At 51.0% G+C, this 22300-nt stretch carries 16 protein-coding genes; all 16 read right to left on the bottom strand.

Features of this window, described 5'->3' with window-relative positions; all coding sequences use genetic code 11:
* Positions 1 to 12 precede the first annotated feature (12 nt).
* The 16 genes from DFK18_RS03810 to tssB are packed head-to-tail and all read right to left on the bottom strand — an operon-like array spanning position 13 to position 22047.
* Positions 13 to 1194, bottom strand: coding sequence for a pentapeptide repeat-containing protein (locus DFK18_RS03810; protein ID WP_114416888.1), 1182 nt, complete (start codon positions 1192 to 1194; stop codon positions 13 to 15).
* Positions 1191 to 3980, bottom strand: a complete 2790-nt coding sequence (locus DFK18_RS03805; protein ID WP_114416887.1) for a DUF2169 family type VI secretion system accessory protein — start codon at positions 3978 to 3980, stop codon at positions 1191 to 1193. Before DFK18_RS03805 ends, DFK18_RS03810 begins: the two co-directional genes overlap by 4 nt.
* Positions 3981 to 3982: 2 nt before the next feature.
* Complete coding sequence (locus DFK18_RS03800; protein ID WP_114416886.1) at positions 3983 to 6796, bottom strand: type VI secretion system Vgr family protein; 2814 nt, start codon at positions 6794 to 6796, stop codon at positions 3983 to 3985.
* Positions 6797 to 6813: 17 nt separating this feature from the next.
* Entirely contained in the window at positions 6814 to 8157 is a 1344-nt protein-coding gene (locus DFK18_RS03795) for a TAXI family TRAP transporter solute-binding subunit (protein ID WP_281269754.1), read from the bottom strand.
* Positions 8158 to 8189: 32 nt separating this feature from the next.
* Positions 8190 to 9149, bottom strand: coding sequence for a type VI secretion system baseplate subunit TssG (tssG, locus tag DFK18_RS03790; protein WP_114416884.1), 960 nt, complete (start codon positions 9147 to 9149; stop codon positions 8190 to 8192).
* Entirely contained in the window at positions 9113 to 10822 is a 1710-nt protein-coding gene (tssF, locus tag DFK18_RS03785; RefSeq protein WP_162299673.1) for a type VI secretion system baseplate subunit TssF, read from the bottom strand. The genes tssG and tssF overlap by 37 nt, the downstream gene beginning before the upstream one ends.
* Entirely contained in the window at positions 10815 to 11216 is a 402-nt protein-coding gene (locus tag DFK18_RS03780; RefSeq protein ID WP_114416882.1) for a GPW/gp25 family protein, read from the bottom strand. Before DFK18_RS03780 ends, tssF begins: the two co-directional genes overlap by 8 nt.
* Positions 11217 to 11708 (bottom strand): type VI secretion system tube protein TssD, encoded by a 492-nt coding sequence (gene tssD, locus DFK18_RS03775; RefSeq protein WP_114416881.1) that lies wholly within the window; start codon positions 11706 to 11708, stop codon positions 11217 to 11219.
* The gene (locus tag DFK18_RS03770) at positions 11701 to 13230 is read right to left on the bottom strand and encodes a type VI secretion system contractile sheath domain-containing protein (RefSeq protein WP_114416880.1); all 1530 of its coding nucleotides are present in this window, start codon (positions 13228 to 13230) and stop codon (positions 11701 to 11703) included. The genes tssD (DFK18_RS03775) and DFK18_RS03770 overlap by 8 nt, the downstream gene beginning before the upstream one ends.
* A 13-nt stretch (positions 13231 to 13243) precedes the next feature.
* Positions 13244 to 16672, bottom strand: coding sequence for a type VI secretion protein IcmF/TssM N-terminal domain-containing protein (locus DFK18_RS03765; RefSeq protein WP_114416879.1), 3429 nt, complete (start codon positions 16670 to 16672; stop codon positions 13244 to 13246).
* Positions 16673 to 16704: 32 nt separating this feature from the next.
* Positions 16705 to 17382 (bottom strand): DotU family type IV/VI secretion system protein, encoded by a 678-nt coding sequence (locus DFK18_RS03760; protein ID WP_114416878.1) that lies wholly within the window; start codon positions 17380 to 17382, stop codon positions 16705 to 16707.
* A 3-nt stretch (positions 17383 to 17385) separates the two neighbouring features.
* The gene (gene tssK, locus DFK18_RS03755; protein WP_162299672.1) at positions 17386 to 18771 is read right to left on the bottom strand and encodes a type VI secretion system baseplate subunit TssK; all 1386 of its coding nucleotides are present in this window, start codon (positions 18769 to 18771) and stop codon (positions 17386 to 17388) included.
* Positions 18772 to 18795: 24 nt separating this feature from the next.
* Positions 18796 to 19491, bottom strand: a complete 696-nt coding sequence (gene tssJ, locus DFK18_RS03750; RefSeq protein ID WP_114416876.1) for a type VI secretion system lipoprotein TssJ — start codon at positions 19489 to 19491, stop codon at positions 18796 to 18798.
* 6 nt (positions 19492 to 19497) lie between these two features.
* On the bottom strand, positions 19498 to 20013 hold the full coding sequence (gene tssD, locus DFK18_RS03745; protein WP_114416875.1) for a type VI secretion system tube protein TssD: 516 nt from the start codon (positions 20011 to 20013) through the stop codon (positions 19498 to 19500).
* Positions 20014 to 20050: 37 nt separating this feature from the next.
* On the bottom strand, positions 20051 to 21496 hold the full coding sequence (tssC, locus tag DFK18_RS03740) for a type VI secretion system contractile sheath large subunit (RefSeq protein WP_114416874.1): 1446 nt from the start codon (positions 21494 to 21496) through the stop codon (positions 20051 to 20053).
* Positions 21497 to 21510: 14 nt separating this feature from the next.
* Positions 21511 to 22047, bottom strand: a complete 537-nt coding sequence (gene tssB / locus DFK18_RS03735) for a type VI secretion system contractile sheath small subunit (RefSeq protein WP_114416873.1) — start codon at positions 22045 to 22047, stop codon at positions 21511 to 21513.
* Positions 22048 to 22300: the final 253 nt, after the last annotated feature.

Raw genomic sequence — 22300 nt, 5'->3', positions numbered from 1 at the left:
ATCACGCAGGTGTTAACCTGCTTTTTTAGCATCTTGTTCGGCTTTTTGCCGCACTGGATCGGTCTTGAGTGCGACTTCTTGATCGGTATTCTTCCAGCTGGCATCCGGGTCGAGAATTTCATGCAGATTGGCCCGGTACACCTGACAATCACTCAGGTTGGCTTTTTGCAACAGCGCATGACTGAAATCCACATAAGTCAGATCACTACCGGAAAAATTGCAGCCCACAGCTTTCACTTCACTAAACTGGGCTTGCTCGGCTTTGACTTGAATGAACTCGGCGGCTTCCAAATCCGCCTTGATGAATAAAGCCATCCCCAGCTCACAAAGGTGAAATTTGGCTCCCTGTAACTGGGCCTGAATCAGATTGGCCTGATTCAAAATCGCCTTGCTGAAATCAGCACTGCGTGCCTGGGCCTGCATAAAACCGGCCTGAGTCAGATCCATCTCACGAAAATTACAAGCATCCAGAAGGCATTCCTGGAATTGCGGCTTGATTAAACCCGTCTTGGAAAAATCCCTGTGGCTTAGATCCAGTTTGTAGAAAAAGGGCAACTCCACCTGCATTTGATTCAACTGCAGGCCTTCCACTTCACCTTCTAGAAAATTTAACCTGAAACCCCGCGCTCCACCGAAGTCAGCTTCCTGTAATTGGCAATTAATCAGGCTGGACTGCTCGAATTCAGTACCGGCCCAGCGGGTTTTCTGTAGCTGAGCATCAATGCAACTGAGGTTTTCCATGCGTGAATCACTGAAATCAGCTTCCTGCAGGTTGCTATTGACCCAACTGGTTTGAAAGGTCGTGGCCGCCTGCCATTGGCTGTTGCTAAAGTTGCTTTCCACCAAGCTGGTTTTGTCATGCTGGCTGGATTGCAGCTGACAACCGCTCCATTGACACTGGATGACCGAGCTGGCCGACCAGTGAGTCGCATTAAACTTGATGCCCTTGCCCTGACACTCGACAAAATTGGTGTAAGTGAACTCGGCACCGGAAAAATTCACTTGATCAAATATGCACCGGTTGAAGTTACATTCTTTGATAACAGCTTGGCTCAAATCCACACCCGAAAAATCCACCTGCTCAAAGGCAACGCCTGCCAGAGTCATGCCCTGTAAATTGCCGGTCAGGGTTTGTTGCTGCAAGACAAAGCTATCACTCTTTTCCAGCCAAGCCCCCAGTTCTTCACGATTCATGCTGGTGGCCTCCAATCCTGGAGCAGGGTTCGATCAAGATTGGCCCCATCAAAACGGGTTTCACCGTATTCCATATATAGAAAATTGGCAGCATAGAGGTTGGCGCCTCTTAGGTTCGCCTGCACAACCCGAGCATGGTAAAGACTGGCTTCCATTAGATTTGCATCTTCCAGAAGACAGCCCGTGAAATTGACATTGGCCAGGTTAGCTCGAAATAGATTCGTTCGTTCAAAGGAGCTGGCAGTAAAATCACCTAGCTCTAAATCCGCTTGCTCCATATTGGCACGATCAAAACGGCCTTTTTTTACACTGGCCTCACGGAAGGAAGCCAGCTGCAAGTTGGCTTCGCTAAAATCACAACCGTTTAGCTGGCACCCCCGGACAAAACGAGTGTTAATAAGTTTTGCCCCTTTAAAAGAGGCATGCTCGGCAACCAGCTCTACAAAATTAGTGCCTTCAAGATTAATAGCATCAAATACACAATCTGCAAAACGTGCATTCACATAATTGCCTTGGCTTAAATCAGCTTGGGTGAACCGGCAGTTTTTCCATTCCGGTTCAATCAGGTTGAGTTTTCTTAAGCTGGCTTGGGAAAAGTCACAAGCCTCGACTTCAGTCTCCAACCAGAGGCTTTCATCCAGATTAGCCTGGACAAAGCTATTATCTTTTACTCGTGAATGATTAAATCTAGCCTTGGCAAGCTGGGCTGAAGAAAAATTAGATGCTGTTATCTGACTGGATCCAAGATTCGCTTCGCTCAGATCAGACCCACTAAAATCCACACCATCCAAGCAAGCATGAACCAAAATAGTTTTACAGAGCTTTGCATTTTTTAGGCTGGCAGCTGCTAAATTAACCCCTTCCATATAGCAATGGCTCAAATCATAACCATCCAGCTTGGCACCCGATAAATCCAGATCAGACAGATCCGAGGTGGGTAAAGGCTGGTTAGCCGCCAAAGCCTTGAGCACAGCGTCTTGGATAGCCGCCTGCTCTTCTGAAGAACGTACAGGGGCGCACTTCTCTTGAAACTCAGCTCCCATTAAGTAGGCTTCTTTAAGGCTGACTTCCATTTCTTGAAGTTTTTCTTCCTGCTCAACAATTGCTTGGCGGGCGGCTGATATTTTATTCAAGAGACCTTGGCGCTCTTCCTCTGGCAGATTCAATTCAGCTAAATCTCGTTCGTGCTCCTGCAAAAGACTTTGTAAAGGCTCCAACTGTTGACGCAGATCGGGTCGGGGCCAACTGGGTTGGGGAGGATTCAGGAGCTGATCGATTTGTTGACGAATCTCTTCGTGCTGAGCTTTGAGTTCTGGGTTTTGCAGTAGGGCTTCTAATTCCGGCAAAACTGCAGCCAGCATCTTTTGTGTCTCTATCTCTTTCACTTCATCTGCCAGCTTTTGCAGCTCTTTCATGGCATCAAAATCGATGTTGGCCAAGTCAGGAGAGCCATCCGGTTTTTGCGGAAGAATTTTTGCCTGCAAAGCTTCCAGTTTTTTTTGCCAGTCCTCGGTGTCAGTTTTTGGCAGTTCCGGTGCTTTAAAATTGGGATCAAGTGCTTGTGCCTGGGCAACCACTTCATCAAGGTTTTTTTGTGCTTCCGCTTCCTGCTCTTTTTTAAGCTCTTCAACCTTGTCCAGCTGGGGCAGCTCCAGTTTTGGCATCTCGCCTTGTGACATTAATAAAGCAATACCACATTTCAATTGACTGGGTAACAGAGGCTGGGTATCCATTAAATAGCGCCAGGCATTCTTTTGATCAGTACGTTTATAAATCTGATCGCGATAGTGCTCTTGTGTTTTGGGTTCTTTGGGCAATTCCATGGCCACTTGTAGCGCTTTGACATCTCGCGCATCATCCCTGCTTACTGCCACCTGCCCTCGACATAAAACCAAGCCAAGGTTCTGGTTAGGAAAAAGGAACAGGGTCTCTGGCTCCAATGAGGTTTCTTGAGGCAGAGGTTCTTTTTCATTCTGTTTTTCTTGCAAATAAGTAACCTTAATATTCCACTCAGGAACCTGACCTTCTATAAGGGGATGATCAGCGTTGAGGTTCTTCAGCCGGTACTTGAGTTGACTAGGTAAATACTGACTGTCAAAACGTTGATCAGCCAAGGCATCCTGACAAAAACGAAAGTCAAAATCATCCGGCAAGCCCGGCATGGCTTCGGCCTGATAGGTTTCATCATAGGTACCGGCATAGGGCTTTCTCTGTTCAGCCATCGTATCCAGTGCACTGGTGAAAGCCTGCTCCAGGGGTTTGCCTGGATCAGTTGCCGGCTTATTAAGGAGTTGTAGTTGAGTTACCGGGTAGGCTTCTTCATCTTCCGGCGTTTTGACTTTTTGCTGACCCAGACCTTCAGGATTCAATGCATAATCTTCGCCGCCATAAGAAAAGGCAGGCGTTAAAGGCAAGCGGGTAAAAGGCTCTTCGATTGACTGTTTTTTTAATCCTGGCAGGCCACGCCAGTAGCCCTTACCCAAGGCCAATAGGGATTTTTTGATAGGCCCCACCTGGATATCCACAGTCAGTTCTTTTTGCGGCTTTCCACCTGGAGTTTCAGCGCAACCATAAACCAGAAACTCTGCTTGCTGCTTGGGAAAGGCTGAATCCAGCAAGAGTAATTCTTCACACTCTGATAACTGATCCCATAGATCCTGCTCCAATACCGACTTGCCGCTACTCAGCTCAAAGCCATAAACAGCACCCAAGGATAAATAAAAACGTTTTTGATAGGTAAAAGATCGATTCAGCAGGGTCAACTGTAGAGGTTTAATAATCTGCATAATCAGTTAATCATCGTTATGCCGGAATTATTAATTGATGCCATTATATTATTTATTCTAGTAGTCCTGCTTGTAATCCCTGCATTCTGATTCTTTATCTCTATCATCATGTTGTTTAGTTTAGTGGCAGCATTAGAAATCTCCGTTGCCTTAGCCTCTGCCTCTAATACTTTGGCATTCATTTCTGAAGAACCATCTGCGGTAAACTTACCCCCTGCACTAATTTCTGTTTTTAGCCCCAGGTACATCTCATTTTTTACAGAAATAGCCATCTCATTTTGGGCACCCAAGAAGACTTCGCTGGCCAAGCCTGCTGTAATTTCACTCATGGCATTCAAATTAATTGATTTACCCGCTCCCAGATGCATTTCTACTACGCCACCCATAAAAAAGTCTTCTACACGGCCGTGGTGGATGGATTTACTTAGACCATAAAGTTCTTCAAAACTGTCACCATGATGATAATCGTGGGAATCGCCATGATGATGAGCTTCAGCCTTACCATCATGGACTTCTAGAAGATTGCCGTTCCGATACTCGTAGGTATCTCCGTAGGTCTTTTCTGCTATGACATTATCAGGACTTGAATACTGAATATTACTGCCATTGATACTATCAAAATAAGGGCCGCCTTTATTGGCTTTATCATTGCCTACTTTTTGATTGATTTTACCACTATCACTAACGTGAGTTTCTGCATAGCCATTCCCAAATTCATAATCGGCAGTATCACCCCAGGAGTAGTTATTGCCCATTTGGTAGTTAAAGGTATTACCCCAGACCTTTTCAATCAGATGGTCACCAGGTGACCAGGCGGTGTCAGTACCTTTAATATTTTCATCAAATGCCCAGTCTGTAGCTCCCGTGTATTTGTCAGGAACATCCCAGGTCATATGGCTATAGCGGTCATCATCTGGGCCTACAAAGAAGCTGCGTTCATCGGCATTGCCAAATCCAAAATCAATGCTGCCTCCGAAGGTATAGGTATTGCCATCCGTCCAGGTGTACTGATCCCCGGCCAGTCGGGTAATCAGGTATTGACCGGATAACTCTTCATCACGAGTTAAGTCAGCATCTGAATAGCTGCCTGCTGTATCCAGACTGAACTTGGGAAAAGCAAAAAGGGCTTGTTCGTCAAAGGTATCACCATCTTCACCACCATGAGCTTCAACAGTAAAATCTGCGACCCCTTTATCATCCACTGTATAGTCTTTGGCATACCTGAGTTTTTGCATGCCGCCAATGGATTCCGAGCGAAAAAGACCGTCCGTGGTGATTGTTACTCCGTCCCCGTCATGGTTGGGTGCTCCCAAATGCAGATAACTGTTATTGGTGGGTGAAAAGAGCTTCAGGCGGCTTTTGCCTTCTTCATCCTCCATTTCGATACGGTTGCCACTGGCCGAGTGGATTTCATTACGTGTCTTGTTAGCACTGGTGACCCGGCTGGGCTGGGCCGTATTGGGCAGAGCCCCCGAGATAACCGGACGATCCGGATCACCGCCGATAAAACTCAATAGAACTTCGGTTCCCTTCAACAGCGGAAAGTGCATGCCACCGCCAGTACCGGCCGAAGGCTGCATCATGGGAATCCACCAGGAAGCCTGACCTTCTCCGGGTGTATGAACCCGATCAAACGGCAGGATGACCTTGTAGCGACCTTCATCATCAATATTGGCGTACTTGCCTTCATCTTCGGCATCAATAATGGCATGAAGTACCCCATGGAAACGGGGTTTTTCAGCGCTAGGCGTTGGCCGGAACTGAACATCCGAGCGCAATGCCCTGAGCCGATTCACATAGGCAGCCGGTTGAGTCGCGGGATTGATACGACTGAAAGTGGGATTAAACCCCTCATGCTCCAGGGTGTATGCATAAAAATCGCCATTATCAGCTTCGCGGAAGTGACCTGTGACACTGAAAGCCAGACCGGGAGCCAGGCTGACATCACGGCTTTCACCCAGAAAAACCTCGCCTTGCATGGCAATTTCCTGGGCCCGAACTTCAGCCAGTTTTTCTGCTTCATCAACATCAATCAGGTTGTCACAGTAGCGATAGATATGGCCAAAGCCTTCATCATCAACACTAGCCTTGCCTTCAATCTGAACCGAAGGGGTTTCACTGCTGTAGTCCTTGAGGGTAATGTGCTTGGGTAGGGGTTCGCCCTGGCTGGTCCAGACCTGTAGCAGCCCCAGATCGTCTTCCACCACCAGACCTGTTTCCGGCTGATACTGAAGTTCGATTTCAGCGGCTTTGACATGCTGGAAAATATCATCCAGAAACACCACCTTGTCGGTATCATCCGCATGGTCAAAACGGTAATAGACCCCTTCACGTTCACAAATACGCTGGAGGAAGTTCAGGTGGGTTTCACCGAACTGGCAGCGGTATTCCCAGTCGCGGTAACCACCCAGCTGCCCCAGATCATAATCCGAAGAGCCCAGCTCCCCTTCTTCCAATACCTGGGCCAGGGTGTCCTGGAGTTGATGCTTAAGATAGATTTCGTTGGTTTCGATCAGGCTCAAACGCTGCAGCCTGGGAACCAGGGTCAGTTGATAGAGATAACCGTCTTCCAGAGGGGCCTTAACCTTGCCCTGGGCCACGACCCCCCAGATATCCCGGCTGCGTCCCTGGGCTTCCAGTAAAAGCCTGGCTTTCTTGCCACGCAGCTGCTTGATCGTCAGCTCCTCTTCACTGAAAACCTCCAGGGTAAAGCGAAACGGCTGACCCAGCGCTTCATGCCCCTTGAAGCTGACCACTTCAAAGAGGGTATCCGAGTCAGACATTTCGAACGTAAAGCGGGTATCCGGGTTAGCCATGATTATCTACCTTAGAATCAACTATGGGTGGCGGCTTCAGCCTGACGACTGGCCATTTCATTAACCTGCAGGCCAGCCAGTCGCCATTCGATCTGTCTGAGCACATCGGCACACTGTTGCAGGGTGCTCAGGAAGAGTACCGAATCGCTCAGGTGATTACCCTGGGCCAGGGCTACCGCCTGGTGTTTGAGATTCAGGGCTTCATTCAAATAGCGATACAGCAAACGCATATCCTTGGCTTCTTTCTGCGATTTCTCCAGCTCCACAGCTTCGCGGAAGATTTTTTCCAACCCGGTTTCCAGGTTGTTTCTTTTCTTCTGCTGACGCAGACGTTGCAGCTGTTTGAGCTGCAGGAAACCACCGCCAATGGCTGCAATCAATGCCAGCAGCAGCCAACGGTTATCCGACAGCCAGGAGAGGGTACGCGAGAGCTCATCAAAACCGGCATAGGGGTTGTAATAGCGGGCGCTGGCTGGATGCATGGGCATGTACTGAAGCAGACGATCTTCCAGCGGGTTGATATCCACCATGGTGGGTGCATCCCGGCGCAGACTTTCCGAGAAGAGGGCTTCATGGACTGCATGAACCACCTGATCAGGCAAACCTGAACGGGCAGCCAGCACAGCCAAGGTGCCTATCGTCTGTACATCTTCAGCTGGCAGAGGACCCCGGGCACTGGAATAACTGCCCGCTGGAATAATTGTAGGATTTATCTGACTTTGGTTCAGCGCATAGCCTGCCGCAAAATCGATAGGCAGAAGACGGAATTCACCACTCATCAGCACCGAGCGGAGATCCGGATTCAGCATCCCGGTGGTCACAATGGCACCTTCCAGCTCAGGCGTTTCCAGTAGACGGGTAAAATAGTAGTCATTCATCCCGATTTGCTCGGGATCTATCCCCAGGTGGTTCAGCATCAACATGGATTGCGCCCGGTAACCTGAACCCTCGACACCCAGAGCCACGTTATGGCCGGGCAAATCCATCATTGACTGGATATTACTATTATTTCTTACCACCAGATGCATCTGGTCACGCCACAGGGGAGCAACCAACTCCAGGTGATGCAGAGTGGCTGACCCGATCATGATAATCGCCAGATCGGCTTCGCCTTCCAGGAGACGTCCACGATTATCAACCGAGCCCTTGGTTTCCAGCAGCTCGACATCATAGTCGCCTTTCTGCTCAATAATATCTTTCAGCAGACTGCCGTATTCATAGTAGTAACCACCAGCAGAGGCCGTGGCAATGCGAATAATTCGGGTCTGGTTAGCTTGCTGGATACTCCAGTAGATCACCAGAATGGCTGCCAAAATTACCAGCATCCAACTTAGCCACCATCTAGCTCGAAAACTTATCATAGAACTCTCCATCGTGACCTGAGGCAGCAAGGCTACCGTTTAATCAATGTCAAACTGGCAGTCAGATAATCCCGCTGCCCACTGTCTTCTTGTTTCAACAACCAGCTGTTTTTACCTAAAAAGCCCCAGGCAGCATCGCCCAGTGAAACCTGCTGGCGTGGGGGTTCAAGGGTAAAGACCAACTGGCATTCGAGATTAACGCCCAAATAGATTTTCACCAGCGTCTGCAATAGTTGCCATTGCTGGGTATCACTGACTAATCGACTATATTGCCCGTGACTGATAGGCCCCAGGTGGATACGTATTTTGCCGTTGCTATCAGTAATGCGACTGCCCAGCCAGGCACTTTCACCCAGACCATGATTGGCTTCGCCCAGCCGTGACCAGGAGGCAGTATCCACCAACACTTTTCTGCTGGCACATTCTTCGACCCGAACCGGAAACTGCAAATAACTGTGCAAGAGCTTACTTAATCCTGCTGCGCTACGCTGTGAACTAGTCAGCAAATCAAAGTGTTGCAGCAACCAACTAACGGGTGGCAGCTTTTTTTGATCGTCCGGACTCACCCCCAGCAAACGGGTGAGCAGCTGTTGCCAGCCTGTTTCTTCCCATTCGATGTCACGCACAGCCGGATACCCTTTACTCAGGGTCAGCAGCAACAATTCATAAAGCCGCTGATTGAGTAAATCCAGAAGCGCCCGAGGAGCTGTACGCTCCGATTGCTCTGCCTGTTGCAGCAACTCGGTAATATAGGCCGGAAGTGGCGAAGTTCGCCCATAAAGACCGGGCAGATTGATCTGCACATACCAGAGATCATCTTCCTTCCAGGCGGCATCAACCTCACGCGCAGCCAGACCGGCCTGCAGGTTGGGGCGCAAACGCAGCTGGCTGCCCGGATCTACCGCCTTGATCCAGCGAATCAGCTGCAGCAGGGAGTAGCGCTGGGCTTCCCGGCTTATCCGAGCAGTTGCTGACTCAGCTGTGCTGGCCATGAGAAGTCCTCTCCCGTTTTGAGTTCATTCACCTTCAACGCAGTAAAATGATTGATGGGGGCTGCTTGGCTAAACAGTTGGTTGAGTCGATCACAGAACACCAAGGTTTCTCCCAGACTGTTAAAGGCGTTGCTACTGATGGTGATTTCCAGCTGCAAACCCCGATAGAGGGCTTGCCCCAGCAGTTTCTCCTTGGCAACCACCTGTAGATCGCGGATCGCTTGGATCTTCTTTTCATTGATGTGGCGCTGGGCCTCATCCGGGCTAACTTGATCAGCCAGGCTGCGTAAATGCCGAATCAAACCTGAGTAACTGAAAATACTGGCCGAGTGCGCGGAAAGGTCCAGCACCTTGCGCTCTTCAGAATCAGGATCCAAAGCGGGTGCTTTCCAGGCTGTAGTTGTAGTGAGGTTAGTGAAATCCACCTGCTCGGGAGAACCCTGAACATGAGTGTTCAAGTCACCGGGCAACAAACCTGCAGCCGTTCTGCCGTTACTGCACAGGGCTTCCACCCGCAGCATTTCTTCGCGGCCCCGTTTAACCTCTTTGCCTTTGGCCAAAACCAGCCCAAATTCGGGCAAGCCGGTCAATTCATTACGGCTGTGTCGAATTTGATAGGCATGGGCTTTGCGACGCTCTTCCACTTGCCAGTAGGGCTGATACACGTGGCTTTCATTATTATCCGAATAGCTGCCTTCCACTTTTTTGATTTTCTGAATCAAAAGATCTTCGCCCTGACGTGATCTTACTTGCAGCGGCTGACTCAGCAGAAAGTCATTGCGTAAAAAAGGTGGTAACTGGCGTGTGAATAGATTGTGAGCGGGCACGGTATTGAGATGAAAGTTATCCACACCCACTCGCGGCAGACTGATTCGAGAGTCATCCAGGTAAAACCTGAGTGTCATTCGGGTTGCCGCAAGATTTTCCATTCCCGAAAAAGTTAGCTGCATGGCCAGATTGGTTTCCGGGTTATGAAAATAGCCTTTTACTGCAGCATTGAGATCTCCGGCATCCAGTGGGCAACCCTTGGGACTGGGGCCCACTCGACAGGCTATTTGCTCCTGTTTCTGGCCATCGATCAGGACTTCAAGGTTTTCACTGGCATGCACCAAAAGCCAATAGATGTCGGCTCTTTGTGCCAGCTTGCCACTAATCAAAACATCCAGCGGCTGGTCATCCAGTAGTTCTGCCAAAGTCATGGCATTGGCCTGGAACTCCAGATCCAAGACACGGGTTGCTTCTTGTTTTTGGCTGGATGTTTCGCTGATCTCACAAGCGGTCATTTCCAGCGGCAGAATGCGGCAATTCTGGGAAGTAGTAAAAACCACTTTTTTATCCAGGCGCGGATTGCTGCCCACGGGAGTGCCGGCCGGTAGTTCCAGAGGCTCTTTCAGACTGGAGCGAGGCTGAACCTGCAAAAGGGTTGTTGAGGGCAGAGCCAACAGGCTGTTGGGTGCGGCCACCTCCAACAGGTTGCGTGTCAGTTCGGGAGCCTGACGCTCCATCTGGTCCCGCAAGCCAGCGGTTAAAAAGGCAACCCCTTCCAGCAGTCTTTCAACATCCGGATCGCTGCCTGGCACCAGATGACGAGCCAACTCAGGCTCTTTCTCAGCATAGTCCGTTGCCAACTGGTGCAGTCGATCCAGTTCATCCCGATAATAAAGATCAAACATGGGCCAATACCTTCTGATAGGTGGCAGTTCCCGGCAGGTGAACCTGTAGATACTGGTCCTTACCGTAAACCAGCAAAAATTCCACGTGCCCCTGATTAGCCTGAAGCTCGGCCTGCAGCAGGAGGGCATCTTTTATCTGCTGCATGCGTAAACTGGTGGCTTTGAGTCGAGGCTCATAGCGACGGATTTGTTCTTGAATGGCATGCATCAAGGCTTCCAACTGCTGCTCGTCAGCGCCCAGCTGCAACTGCGGCAACAACTCCAGCCCCATTCGGGGGTCCAGCGGTAGCGTTCCTTTACGCAGATTGACCAAACGCTCGAGATTCAAGCCAATATCTTCTGCCAGACTCGGGCCGGATGTTCCTAGCCCCAGACGATCCAGTAGCGGCATCATCTAGTCTCCTGCCTTACGGACCTGGGTCATGAATTCCTGCTCACCCCCGGGTCCCATTCGCCAAGCGATACTTTTGTAAACCAGGCGCAAACGCTCCAGATAATGCCAGCCATCCTGCGAGGGTTGGTTACAATCGGGCATTTCCGTTGTCAGTGACAGGATCTGTGCCTTCTCCAGTTCGATTTGATAAAAAGGCACCTGCTGACCCTCGTTATCGGCCTGATACCAGGTAATCAAGACATCCAGGGCTTCCTGTTCGCATAAAGCCTGATTCAGAAGCGGTGAGGAGGTATCGATGGGCTTAACCAGTTCGATGGGCTGGTGAGTCACTGCCGCATTAAGCACTCCGCCTTCACTTTCACCGGAACGGGCGACCTTGTGCGTCAATGACAAGACTTTGATCAGGCCTTCACCGTAGCGGTCATCATCTACACTGCCTTGTAGTTCACCCTGATCGGCACCGGTTATTTTCATGTATCCTGGTCTAGCCATGAGTTTCTCCTGGCAATTCAGCAACAAGGCTCAAAGCAAAACTTTCTCCCTGATATTTCAAATGTGGCTGCAGCTGCAATTGCATTTCTGCGGCCCCTGTTTCTCCTCTTGCCAAACGGACTTCAGCCGAGCGGAATGGCTTGCGGTGCAGGATTTCTGCTGTTGGCTTTTCCTGTGCGGAAACAATAGATTGCAGCCATTGGTTAAGTCCGTTTTCGACTTCCTGGATAGTCACGCTACTACCAATGAGTTCACGCATGGCTTGTTTCAGGTAATGGGCCACTCGGCAAACGGTCATCAGATAAACCAGCTGATTATCCGGATGTACGCCATCATCACTCTGGCTGGCCGCCTGTAGCATCACCGGCATTTCACAAACCAGAGCATCTCCGCGACCACCGGAAACAAAGGCGGTTAAACCCGCCTGAGTTAATTCGGCAACACGAGCCTGGCTCCATTGGCTCTCCAAAGGAGCTTGAGCCAACTGAGCGCTAGTGAGCTGCAAAGGCGGATAGAGATAGTCCTGACTACCCGAGGCTTCCAGCAAGCCAGTGTAGGCACCCAGTTGGTTAAAACTTTGCAATAGCAAACCTGCCAGGGGATAGGCGGCATTGCCCCAGACCAGTGCCTCTTCACCGGTTTCCGGTGTTTCTTGAAACCAGTTCTGTTGTAGATGCTCCTGATAGGGAGGCCGCAAAAGCACTCGGGGCATAGCCAACAAGAGGTAGCGAGCTGCCGGTGTTGCCGCCAACTGGCGGAATTTCATATACCGCGGACTGGAAGCCAGCTCCTGCAGCTTCTCGCGGGTTAGCTCTTCATTAAAATCGGAGAGACCAAATGAAGCTGCTGCAGCCGAAGTAATGACAGGAAGATGCGCCATTTGCCCCAGGCGTGCCAGGTTGGCAAGAAGGGATAAATCATGACTGGAAGTCAGCGTCCAGGCTGCATCCACAACCAGGGCCGAATAGGGCTCGCCCCCGTACTGCCCCAGTTCACGCGAGTAAACCAGATCGAATAGTTCCGTGGCTTCCAGCTCCTGGCTGGTCAATTCCTCTTGCAGATGTCTGGCCTGCATATGCAGGAAACTAACTTCCACCTGCTCGGCTGAACGAGTCAATTTCAGCAGTTTATCCAGACTGCGCCAGCTGGCTTCCAGTTGGCGAACCCGTGGGTGGTGGAGAATCCTGTTGACCAGGAAGAGTTCCTGCTGCTGGCGATGTAACTGCGCCAGATCATCCTCAAGGTCGGTCACAGCTCCCCGCTGTAGTTGAGCTAACAGCGCACTGGGTTCCAGGTCATACAGGCCACCGACCCGAATTGAAGCACTCCAGCCTTCACCTTGAAGCTCCAGCAATGGCTGATTCTTAGCCAGCCAAGCATCTATTGAGGGCAGGTTTTCCGCCTGGGTAGCGGCCTTGTCTGCTCCCAGATCAGCTATAACCAGGAGACGACAGGGCAGCGAACTCTGGCCTGGTGGCAACCGGTAGCCCAAGGGCACATTACTTTGATCAATTAAAGGCATCTGGACGTCCCGGTTAATCAACAATATAGCGTGGCAGTCTTTGACGGCTGGCACTCAGGACATCAATGACCCGCCCATGTCCGCGCAAGCCGAACTGGAGATCAAAATAGTCGATATTCCATTCCGCCAGTCGATCAGCATAAAGTGGGAATTCATCCACTGAGATACGCTCTGCGCCATCGGCAAAGTCTTCCAGGAATTCGGGAAAACCATAGGGGCCGCGGTAATTTTTCACCAAGCTGTAGTTCTCAACCTGGATGGTCAGACGCACATTGGTGCAGTCTGGAGTCCAGACAAACTCCGCATCCACCCGGTAGTTACTGTTTTCCACCTCCTGCAGCCCTTCTTCACACTGGAGTTGCAAGAGCATGCTGGAAGGCAAACGGCGGGCTCCCGGATTGGTGGAAATTGGCCGCGTACTGAGAATAACCGAATAATAATCCTGTTTCTGTTTCTTGAATTCGTCGGCTCGAGCCAGGTAGTTCAAGAGCTCGTCATTCAATGGATAGGGAGTGCCAAAAGCTCGTTTCGGAGCAAAACCGGCACCAAAACGCCGTTCAATAAAAGTATCCAGATGCTCGGCTTTAAAAATCCAGACCAGGCCTTCAGGACCATAAAGATAATCGGCCATCCGTTCCTGGGGCACACCATCGGTAGCAGCCAGGAAGTTTTGCTCCCAGAGTTCCTGCATTTCATCCGCAGACTGCTGCACCAGATAACGGCGGAACATGTTCAGTGGACCACGGAAAACCGCCCAAAAGGGTTCATTAAAATCGGTGTTTCTACCCAGTAGCCCCTGCAGATCAGCCAGGTTGCCGTAACCGGCAGCCAAGGAGGTTTGCCCCTGAGCCGGGTTATCCGGGTTGGCGTACAGATCCAGCATGCTCAGATGGGCAATGGAGGGAATCTGGGAATCCTGTGCCATGCCGCGAATATTGCTCTGGTATTCACCCAAGAGCGCGGCGGCTCTTTCCACCATCATTTCCTGCTCTTCCGGGGTAGGGCCGGAACCATCCTGGGCTTTTGCAGCGCTCTTGCCTATCTTGGCCAGCAACTTACCTAGTTTCCCTACTTTCTTAAGCAGTTTCAGAGCCATCTTCTGGAGAGCACTTTTATCTTCACCGGCGGCATCCGGAGCAAAGGCTTTCATGGCTTCATAGATGCTGACCAGGTGCACCCATTCCGGCGCTTCCTCATCCATAAAGGGCTCCAGTTCAACGGCCATGCGATCCAGAAGTGCAAAATGCTGGTTACGTGTGGTGGCCTGAAGATCAACAGCCTGACGCCAGGTGTTATCACCGGAGAGAACATCCACACCGGATTGGAAATTCAGTGCAAAGTTTTTCCAGGCATCCAGGTAGCGCGCCCGGTAGCTTTCCTGAAAACCAGGGATGAGTTCATCCACGCGCGCTGCATTTTCATCAACTTCCTGGGTAGCCAGAAGCTGCTCGATAAAGTCATCAATTTGGGCCTTACCCTCTGCAGTGAAAGCGGCGGGTACTCGCACATCCTGTTCAGCGCGGATGCCCCGCCAAAACTCCCCCAGGCGGACTTCAGCCTCCCTGGCAGCCTGGTTACCCCAATCAATTAACCAGTCCAGGCTACCCGGACTTTTGGACAAGATTCTCTGCAAGCGTGCACGCTTGGTTTGCAGTCTTGCTTCCAGCTTCTGGGGATTGTTGTGACGAATCAGGAAATCCAAATAGAGATTGTTCAGGGCATTTAACTGAGCAATATCTAATGAGGCCAGGACTTCATCATCCTCACGCGTATAAGCCGGAGGCAATTCACGTAACGCGGCTTCATCAGCCCCTTCTTCCAAGGCTTGCAGAAGATTGATTTCACGAACCAGCTGACCGACAAAACGGGCCATCTCGCGACTGAGTTCATCACCGACCAGATCCGTCTCGAACAGCTGTTTTTCCGCAGCAAATTGCAAATGCTTGTCGAGAGGGTCAATCAGGTTCTGCTCCACTCGCTTGACCAGCATACGATTGAGCCGCAACTGGAAATCGGGTGTGGCCGTCACATCATTAAGCCAGGGCAGAAAGCTGTGTTCTTCCAGTTGCTCCAGAAGACTAGCCAAACTGTAGTTGACGTCGATGTTGTTATTAAAGTCACTCTGCTCGATTAACTGACCTGCGTAGCGTTCGGTCATATTTTCGAGAAATAGAGTGTCCTGACGGTAGATAAAGCCCAGCGTGACCAGTACCAAAATAAAGACTGCAGCATAGCCCGCCACCCAGGTATTGCGAATGGCTTTCTCTGCACGCACGGCTGCCGGAACCTTTTCGGTCTGGTTGCGTTCATTCGGCAAAACCTTGGTAAAAAAGTCATGGCAGAACAGGCCCTGCGGCAGCTTCTGCTCCCCTTCACCCGGCAGGGATGAGGCCAGATAGAAACCTCGCAGGCGAGGCAGTTCTTCAAAGACACTCTCCTGGAAGACACCGCGAGTAAACTGGTGCAAGCGCCCCTGGAGTTCAGCCAGACGAGTTGGCAGCACCAGGGCATCCGTAGCCAGATCGCCACCACGCAGAATATAAACATTCAGGTCTTTCAGGCGTTCGGCAATGTGTACCAGACTGCCTTCAATAAATTCGTCGGCTTCCTGCTGTTGATTATTCAACTGGCCCACAGCCTGATCTTTCAGGTGGGTGGGAAGCTGTTCCTGCCAATTGGCCACGCCGTCCAGTTTTTCCATGCCCGTGAGGACAAAATATACCGGGAAGCGGGTTTTGATGACTTTCATCATCTGACCCAGCTGGTTTCGCAATTCCAGCCCCTGTTCAAACAGGTTGTCTTCGCTCTGGCTTTCCAGCCAGGACCAGTCGATGGGCAGAATCAAACCATTGATGGGCTCTTCACTGCGCTTTTTGGAAAGCAGGTAAAGCAGGTGACGCCATTCGGCATCCTGTTCATCCAGATCCTTGTAGAGATGGTTGGGGATTTGCACCAGCAGGCTTTCATTAAAAGGCCACCAGCTGATCGCCGAACCTTCTTTATTTAACTGGGCATCCATATCAGTCGGCAGGGAAACCCGACCCCCCTTAAGCAGATCACCTGCTTGTTCTTCCTCACCCAAATACAGATACCAAGGCAGAGCGTATTCAGGTTCCAACCCCTTATCGACCAGTGGGCTGTCCTTCATAAAGCGCATCAAGCCCTTGAAGCTGGCATCCAGCTGCTGGGTATCTTCATTGGCTGAAGCCTGGGTAGTATCAGGTTCGCCTTCCTGCAGAAGTCGCTTGGCTCTTGCCCGGGCACGCCAGCGTGCCAAGCCCCATTTACCTAAACGGTAGAGTAACCAAAGCCCAAACAGAGCCAGGGTTGCAGTGATCCCTGTTGCTAGGGGGTAGCCCAAGAGCAGAGCGACAAAAACAACCGCCCCGGCAATGAGCGCCCAAACAAAAATAAACAGGAGTATTTTCAGAAACGTTTTCACGAGTCAGCCTTCCTTTCTCTATTCATGGACGGCTAGATCAGTGCCACCAGGCGTTGAGCCAGTGCCACCACTTCCATCCTCATAAGGCCATAAGCCACCAGTACCAGCAGCAAGGGACCGCCCAGATACAATGGCAAATAGGAAAATCTGCGATGCCGGGGGGTAGACTTAGGCACCTGGGGGTAGGCTTCAGGTGTCAATACAGACACTTCGCTATCCCACGGATGCTTTTGCCCCTGAGACAAAAGCTCAAAATTTTCCATACGTAGCCTTTCCAGATAAGCCTGTTCAGAAGGACTGAAAAAGCGCCCCTTGAAACCCAATGCCAGGCAGTAGTAAAAAACCTCGCGTACATCCTGATCCGCTGGATCAATCAGTGTCAGGGAATCCAGTTCACGGAAGAATTCCTGACCGGCATTAGCGGTGTCATAGTATTTTTTCTGTAATTGCCGGGCTCCCCAGGCATCAGCATGCTGCCAGCCGGAAGACATGAGCGTCTCATCAATAAAAGCCACCACGGCAAAGCGGGCCTTTTCATAATGCTCCCGGCGATACCCCAAACTGGCGTAAACCAGAGCCTTGTCGGCTAGCAGACGTTCGCACTCGGTATGGACTTCATCGATATCCGGTTCAAAACCACCGGCATCAACTTTCTCCTGAACCTGCTTGACGTAAGCGAGTACCTCAATAAAACAATCGATCATTCGCATGGTTTACCCCTTGATCGTCACCAGCTCAGCCACCAGGTCATCCGGTGCATCATTCCAGGACAGCTGCATAACCCCTTCGCGTTCCACAGCCATCCAGGCATCGTCATTGCGCTGCAGGGCAAAGTAAGTGGAGTTGGGACGCTGCGGCAGACCTTCAGGGCGAACTTCCAGCAATTGCTTGGCAATACCCGGCAGAGCCCGCGACTGGTAAGTCGGAACCAGCGCCGGAGTACCCAACTTGGAGAACTGCTGGAAAGAACGCAGCCATTGGGGGCGCTCCTTCTGGGTCCGCAGCACCAGGAACATTTCCTGTCCCGAATCCAGAAAGTGAGCCGGCAGATCCAGTTCATACTGACCCTGACGGATCTCTTTGAAGCGCGCCAGGGCTTCGGAATCCAGGGCAATTTCATTAAGCAGACGGTTCACCAGTTCGCGGGCACCAGCAAAACAATTGCCCAACTGCAAGTGATCATAAGCAGGTAACTTCAGACCCGCTCCGGGCATCTCACCGCGAACATTGGCGGTTGTGGAAAAACAGCTCAAATCGGCAATCAGTTCACGCACCTGCTGGTAAACCCGCTCGGGCGGTACTTCTCCCAGCTCCAACAGATGGGTAAAAGCCTGCACCGGACGCGCCAATGCCTGGAGTGCCAATCGATAGCGCAACAAACGCGGATTAAAATCCGAATTGCGGTATTCCGTGGGTGCCTGCTTATAGTCTTCCAGCTGCTGAGCTCGGGCAACCAGTTCATCGCGGAAAGACTGCAACCATTGATGCATTTCCGGCACAGCAGTGACGGTTAGCATCGGAGGCAGATAATCCGGGTCCAGAAGGAGTTGATCCTGCTGGTGCACAAGGCGGCAGACTGGCAGGCTTTCTACACCACTCATTTCGCCCAGTTGGGCCCGAGTGACAAGTTTGCCGTAGAGCGTCAGCAGTGGAGCTTCCACTTCTTCGCCAGGCTGGTAGTAGTCGGGCAGCTGCTCGGGCTTTTCCTGCAACAGATAACGTGACCGGCTTTTCAAACCGGTTTCATGAGCTGATTGCACCGGCTGACGCTGACGCGCAGAGGTAATGACCAGGTGGACTTCCAGCGCTTCACTAACATCAGGCCAGGCTGCCTGATCAATATTCAGATCTTCCAGTTCGGCATTGCCGGGAAAATCAAACCAGGTGCCGTCACGCAGGAGCACCCTGAGACGACGGAAAGCCACCTTGTTGGCTGACAAGGCATTATGATCCAGCTCGTAGGAAGCGACCCCCCAGGGCAGGCAAGAAGTAGCCTGGCGGATGGCTTGCTGCATCTGCTGATGATAAGCATCCAGGTGCTGGAAATGCTGAGGTTGCAGGAACAGCCCCTGATGCCAGTAAATAGGTTTGCTAGTCAAGGTTGTTTTCCTTATGTCCAGGTTTCACAGTGCACGTGCATTGACAGTGCCGATTCGATTTTCACCCAGGTTGACCCAGACCTTGAGCCAGGCTGGCTGGTCTGGCAAAGGATCACTTCTCTGCCAGAAACGCCACCAGGGTTTTGAGGGGGGATTACGGTGGGTAACAGCCGGAATCGGCAGAACTTCAACACTGGCTTCATCACTCATCTGATAGTAGCCAGCAAGAATAACCAGATAACGGGCATCCTTGACGCGGTTGAGTACCAGGGTTCTGCTTTCTCCGGGCGAGAAGGTCAGGCGTCTTTCCCTGAGAAAGCTGGCGTTCAGCTGGTTGGCATCTGCACGCATCAGGTCGGACAAGCGGAAGGAGGAGCTGCGATAGCTATCCAGTTCACCTATATCGCTGACCTGCAGGATTTTGACTGCCAGAGTATGGGGGCGCCCTTGGCGTTCGTTGAGGCCTGCTGCTGCGTGAAAACGTAGCAGCAGGGATTCCGCTTCATACTCTAATTGACCGGCACTCAGGCTGGGCGGCTGCTCGGCTTGACCCTGGTAAATCCAGCGGTCAGGACCTGGTTCCCAGACCCAGGGGGTCTGGTTATCCGACTCCTGGTAAGAAGCTGCAATGGAATTAATCCAGGTTTCTCCTTCAGGTTGTCGACTGGCACAACCCACCAGGAGCAAAGCCAATAGCAAGACACCCAGCCCTTTACCCATTCAGCATTACTCCCCGGCCCAGTTATCAATAGCGGTACTGGAAGCCACTTCATGGTTCCAGGTAATGCTACTGTAAGTCATGCAAACTTCTTCGTAAGCATTTTTCTCGTCGTTGGCCGGATCCAGAAAATCTGGAGAAACTGTACGAATATCAACGATCTTCGCGCCTTCCAGCTCGATGGTGTAGTAGTGAACCGGCTGGCCATCACTACCGGTATCTGCACTGCGATAAAAATGCAGAGTACAAACCAGGTGCTTGGGCTCGGCCAGACACTGGAACAGAAGCGGTGAGCTTTTGTCGATCAGCTTACGCACTTTCAAGTACTCGTGCTTACGGTTACCCGTCACCTGACCGGTCAGGCGGTCGGTAGGAATGCTGACTTTGTGATCAAAGGCGGTAACAAAGATTTCATCTTCATGGCCGGACTTGAAAAACGCACCGATACTTTCTTCGCTGGATGCGCCTTCGCTCAATGCATCGCCGTCGGCCGTCTCAACAGTCATATAAATTACATTTGGCATCTTACTTCTCCTGAAAATTCAATAAATTATCTAGCAATTAAACGCGATCCAGCAGTCCGGTCAGGGATAGGGTGAAGTTGGCTCCCATAAATTTGAAATGCGGAGTCACCTGCAAGCCCACCTGATACCAACCTGCTTCGCCATCCACTTCGGTCACTGTTACCTGAGCGCGGCGCAGAGGACGCTGGCTGCGGGTAGCAGGAGAGGGGTTTTCCTGATCCGCAACATACTGGCGAATCCAGCGGTTGAGCTCACCTTCCAGATCGGCGCGGCTTTTCCAGCTACCCAGGTTCTCGCGCTGCAACACCTTGATGTAGTGCGCCAGGCGGTTGATGATGAACAGGTAGGGCAACTGGGTTCCCAAGCGGTAGTTCAACTCCGCCACCTTGGCTTCGGGATCCGTACCGAAATACTTGGGTTGCTGCACGGAATTGGACGAGAAGAAGGTGGCATTATCAGCATTCTTGCGCTGAGTCAGTGGAATAAAGCCAAGCTCGGACAGCTCGTATTCCTTACGATCGGAAATAGTCGTTTCAATCGGGCCCAGGGTTGCCGGGGTGCCTTCAATTTCTGTCACATGAACCGGAAGATTCAGCACAGCACCACCGGATTGTGGACCAATAATATTGGGGCACCAGCGATAGCGCGCAAAACTGTCCATCAGGCGAGTGGCATAGGCGTAGCTGGCGTTGATCCACAGGTAGTCTTCTTCCTGCTCGACTTCTTCCTGGTAAACAAAGCTGCGCACCGGCTTGTCTTCACCAAACAGGGGGCGACCCATCAAACGCGGCAGAACCAGACCCAGATTACGTGAATCTTCCTGTTCACGCAGACCACGCCACTTGATGTACTGAGGGCCTTCGAACAAGGACTCCACTTCTTTCAATTCAGGTAGTTCAGACCAGTTTTCCAGGCCAAAGAAGGCTGGTGAAGTACCGCTGATAAAGGGGGCATGCGTCATGGAAGACAAGCCTGCCATCTGTTCCAGCAGCTGGATATCAGGCGTACTAGGCGAGAATGCAAAATCGCCGACAACCACACCATAGGGTTCACCACCAAACTGTCCGTATTCCTTGGTATAGATAGTCTGGAACAAGGAAGACTGGCTCACTTCCGGTGCATCCTGGAAATCTTCCAGCAGCTCTTCCTTACTGGCGTTATAGATTTCTACCTGAATGTTTTCATTGAAATCGGTACGCTGCACCAGGAAGTCCAGACCCCGCCAGGTGCTTTCAACCTGCTTAAATTCTGTGGCATGCAGGATGGCATCCATTTGCTTGCCCAGGCGCTCATCCAGCTCATCGATCATTTGCTCGACCAGGGACTTATCAACGCGAGCCACGGGCTCATCCTTGCTCAGCAGCTCTCCCAGCAGCAGCTCAACGCCCTGCTTGGCAAGCAAATAACCAGTGTCTTCCTGTTCCAGGCGGGTAAATCCAAGGATTTCACCAACCAGGGGTTGTTCTTTTACCTGTTCACTCATAACCCACCTCTTACTTATTCAGAGTCCGCGCCATCGGATTGGCTGGAGTTGCCTTTAGCTTTGGCGCTGATGCCCAGTTCACTCATCAACTTCTTACGCTGGCCGGTGTCTTCCAACATCATTTGAATGGTTTTACGCATGGTCGGTGTATTTCCCAAGGGCCCTTTTAACGCTTTCAGGGCTTCACGTAATTCCAAGGTTTTTTTCAGTTCGGGAATAGCATCGGTTAGCTGATCCGGTTCAAAATCCTTCAGTGATTCAGGAGCCAACTCCACATTGAGTTCGTCTTCATTTTCATTCAAGAAATTGGGCACACTGAAACTCATCTCCAGACCCTGAGCCGCCATCACCTCATCAAAATTTTGACGATTGATATTCTGTGTCTGCCGTTCTGGCAGGGGAGCAGGATCATCTCCGGTGCGAAATTGCCCCAGGACCAACACTTTGAAGGGAAGCTCAACCTGAGCCTTGGCATCGCCGGTTGCTGGGCGATAGCAGATGTTGATTCTTTCTTTAGGCGCAACTGATGCACCGTGACTTTTACTGGCCATACCTTTGCACTCCAACTGGTTGTTCTGCGCAATAGATTCAAATTAATTAGCCATTAAACATTAGCAAGCCTCCCCCTTCCCCGCAAACAAATATTTACAGAGTGCCAAACAGTTCACACAAACTGTTAAAATGATATAAATAATGGCATTAATGCCAAGAAACGGCGCTTTTAAAGCAGTTCTTGTTATGTTTTCTATATTATTTCCTTAACATTTGCTTATATTGCATTGCAAAACATCACATCATTAAGGC

The organism is Marinospirillum perlucidum (genome assembly GCF_003336805.1).
GTDB lineage: Bacteria > Pseudomonadota > Gammaproteobacteria > Pseudomonadales > Halomonadaceae > Marinospirillum > Marinospirillum perlucidum.
This window is presented reverse-complemented; position numbering and strand designations above follow the sequence as displayed.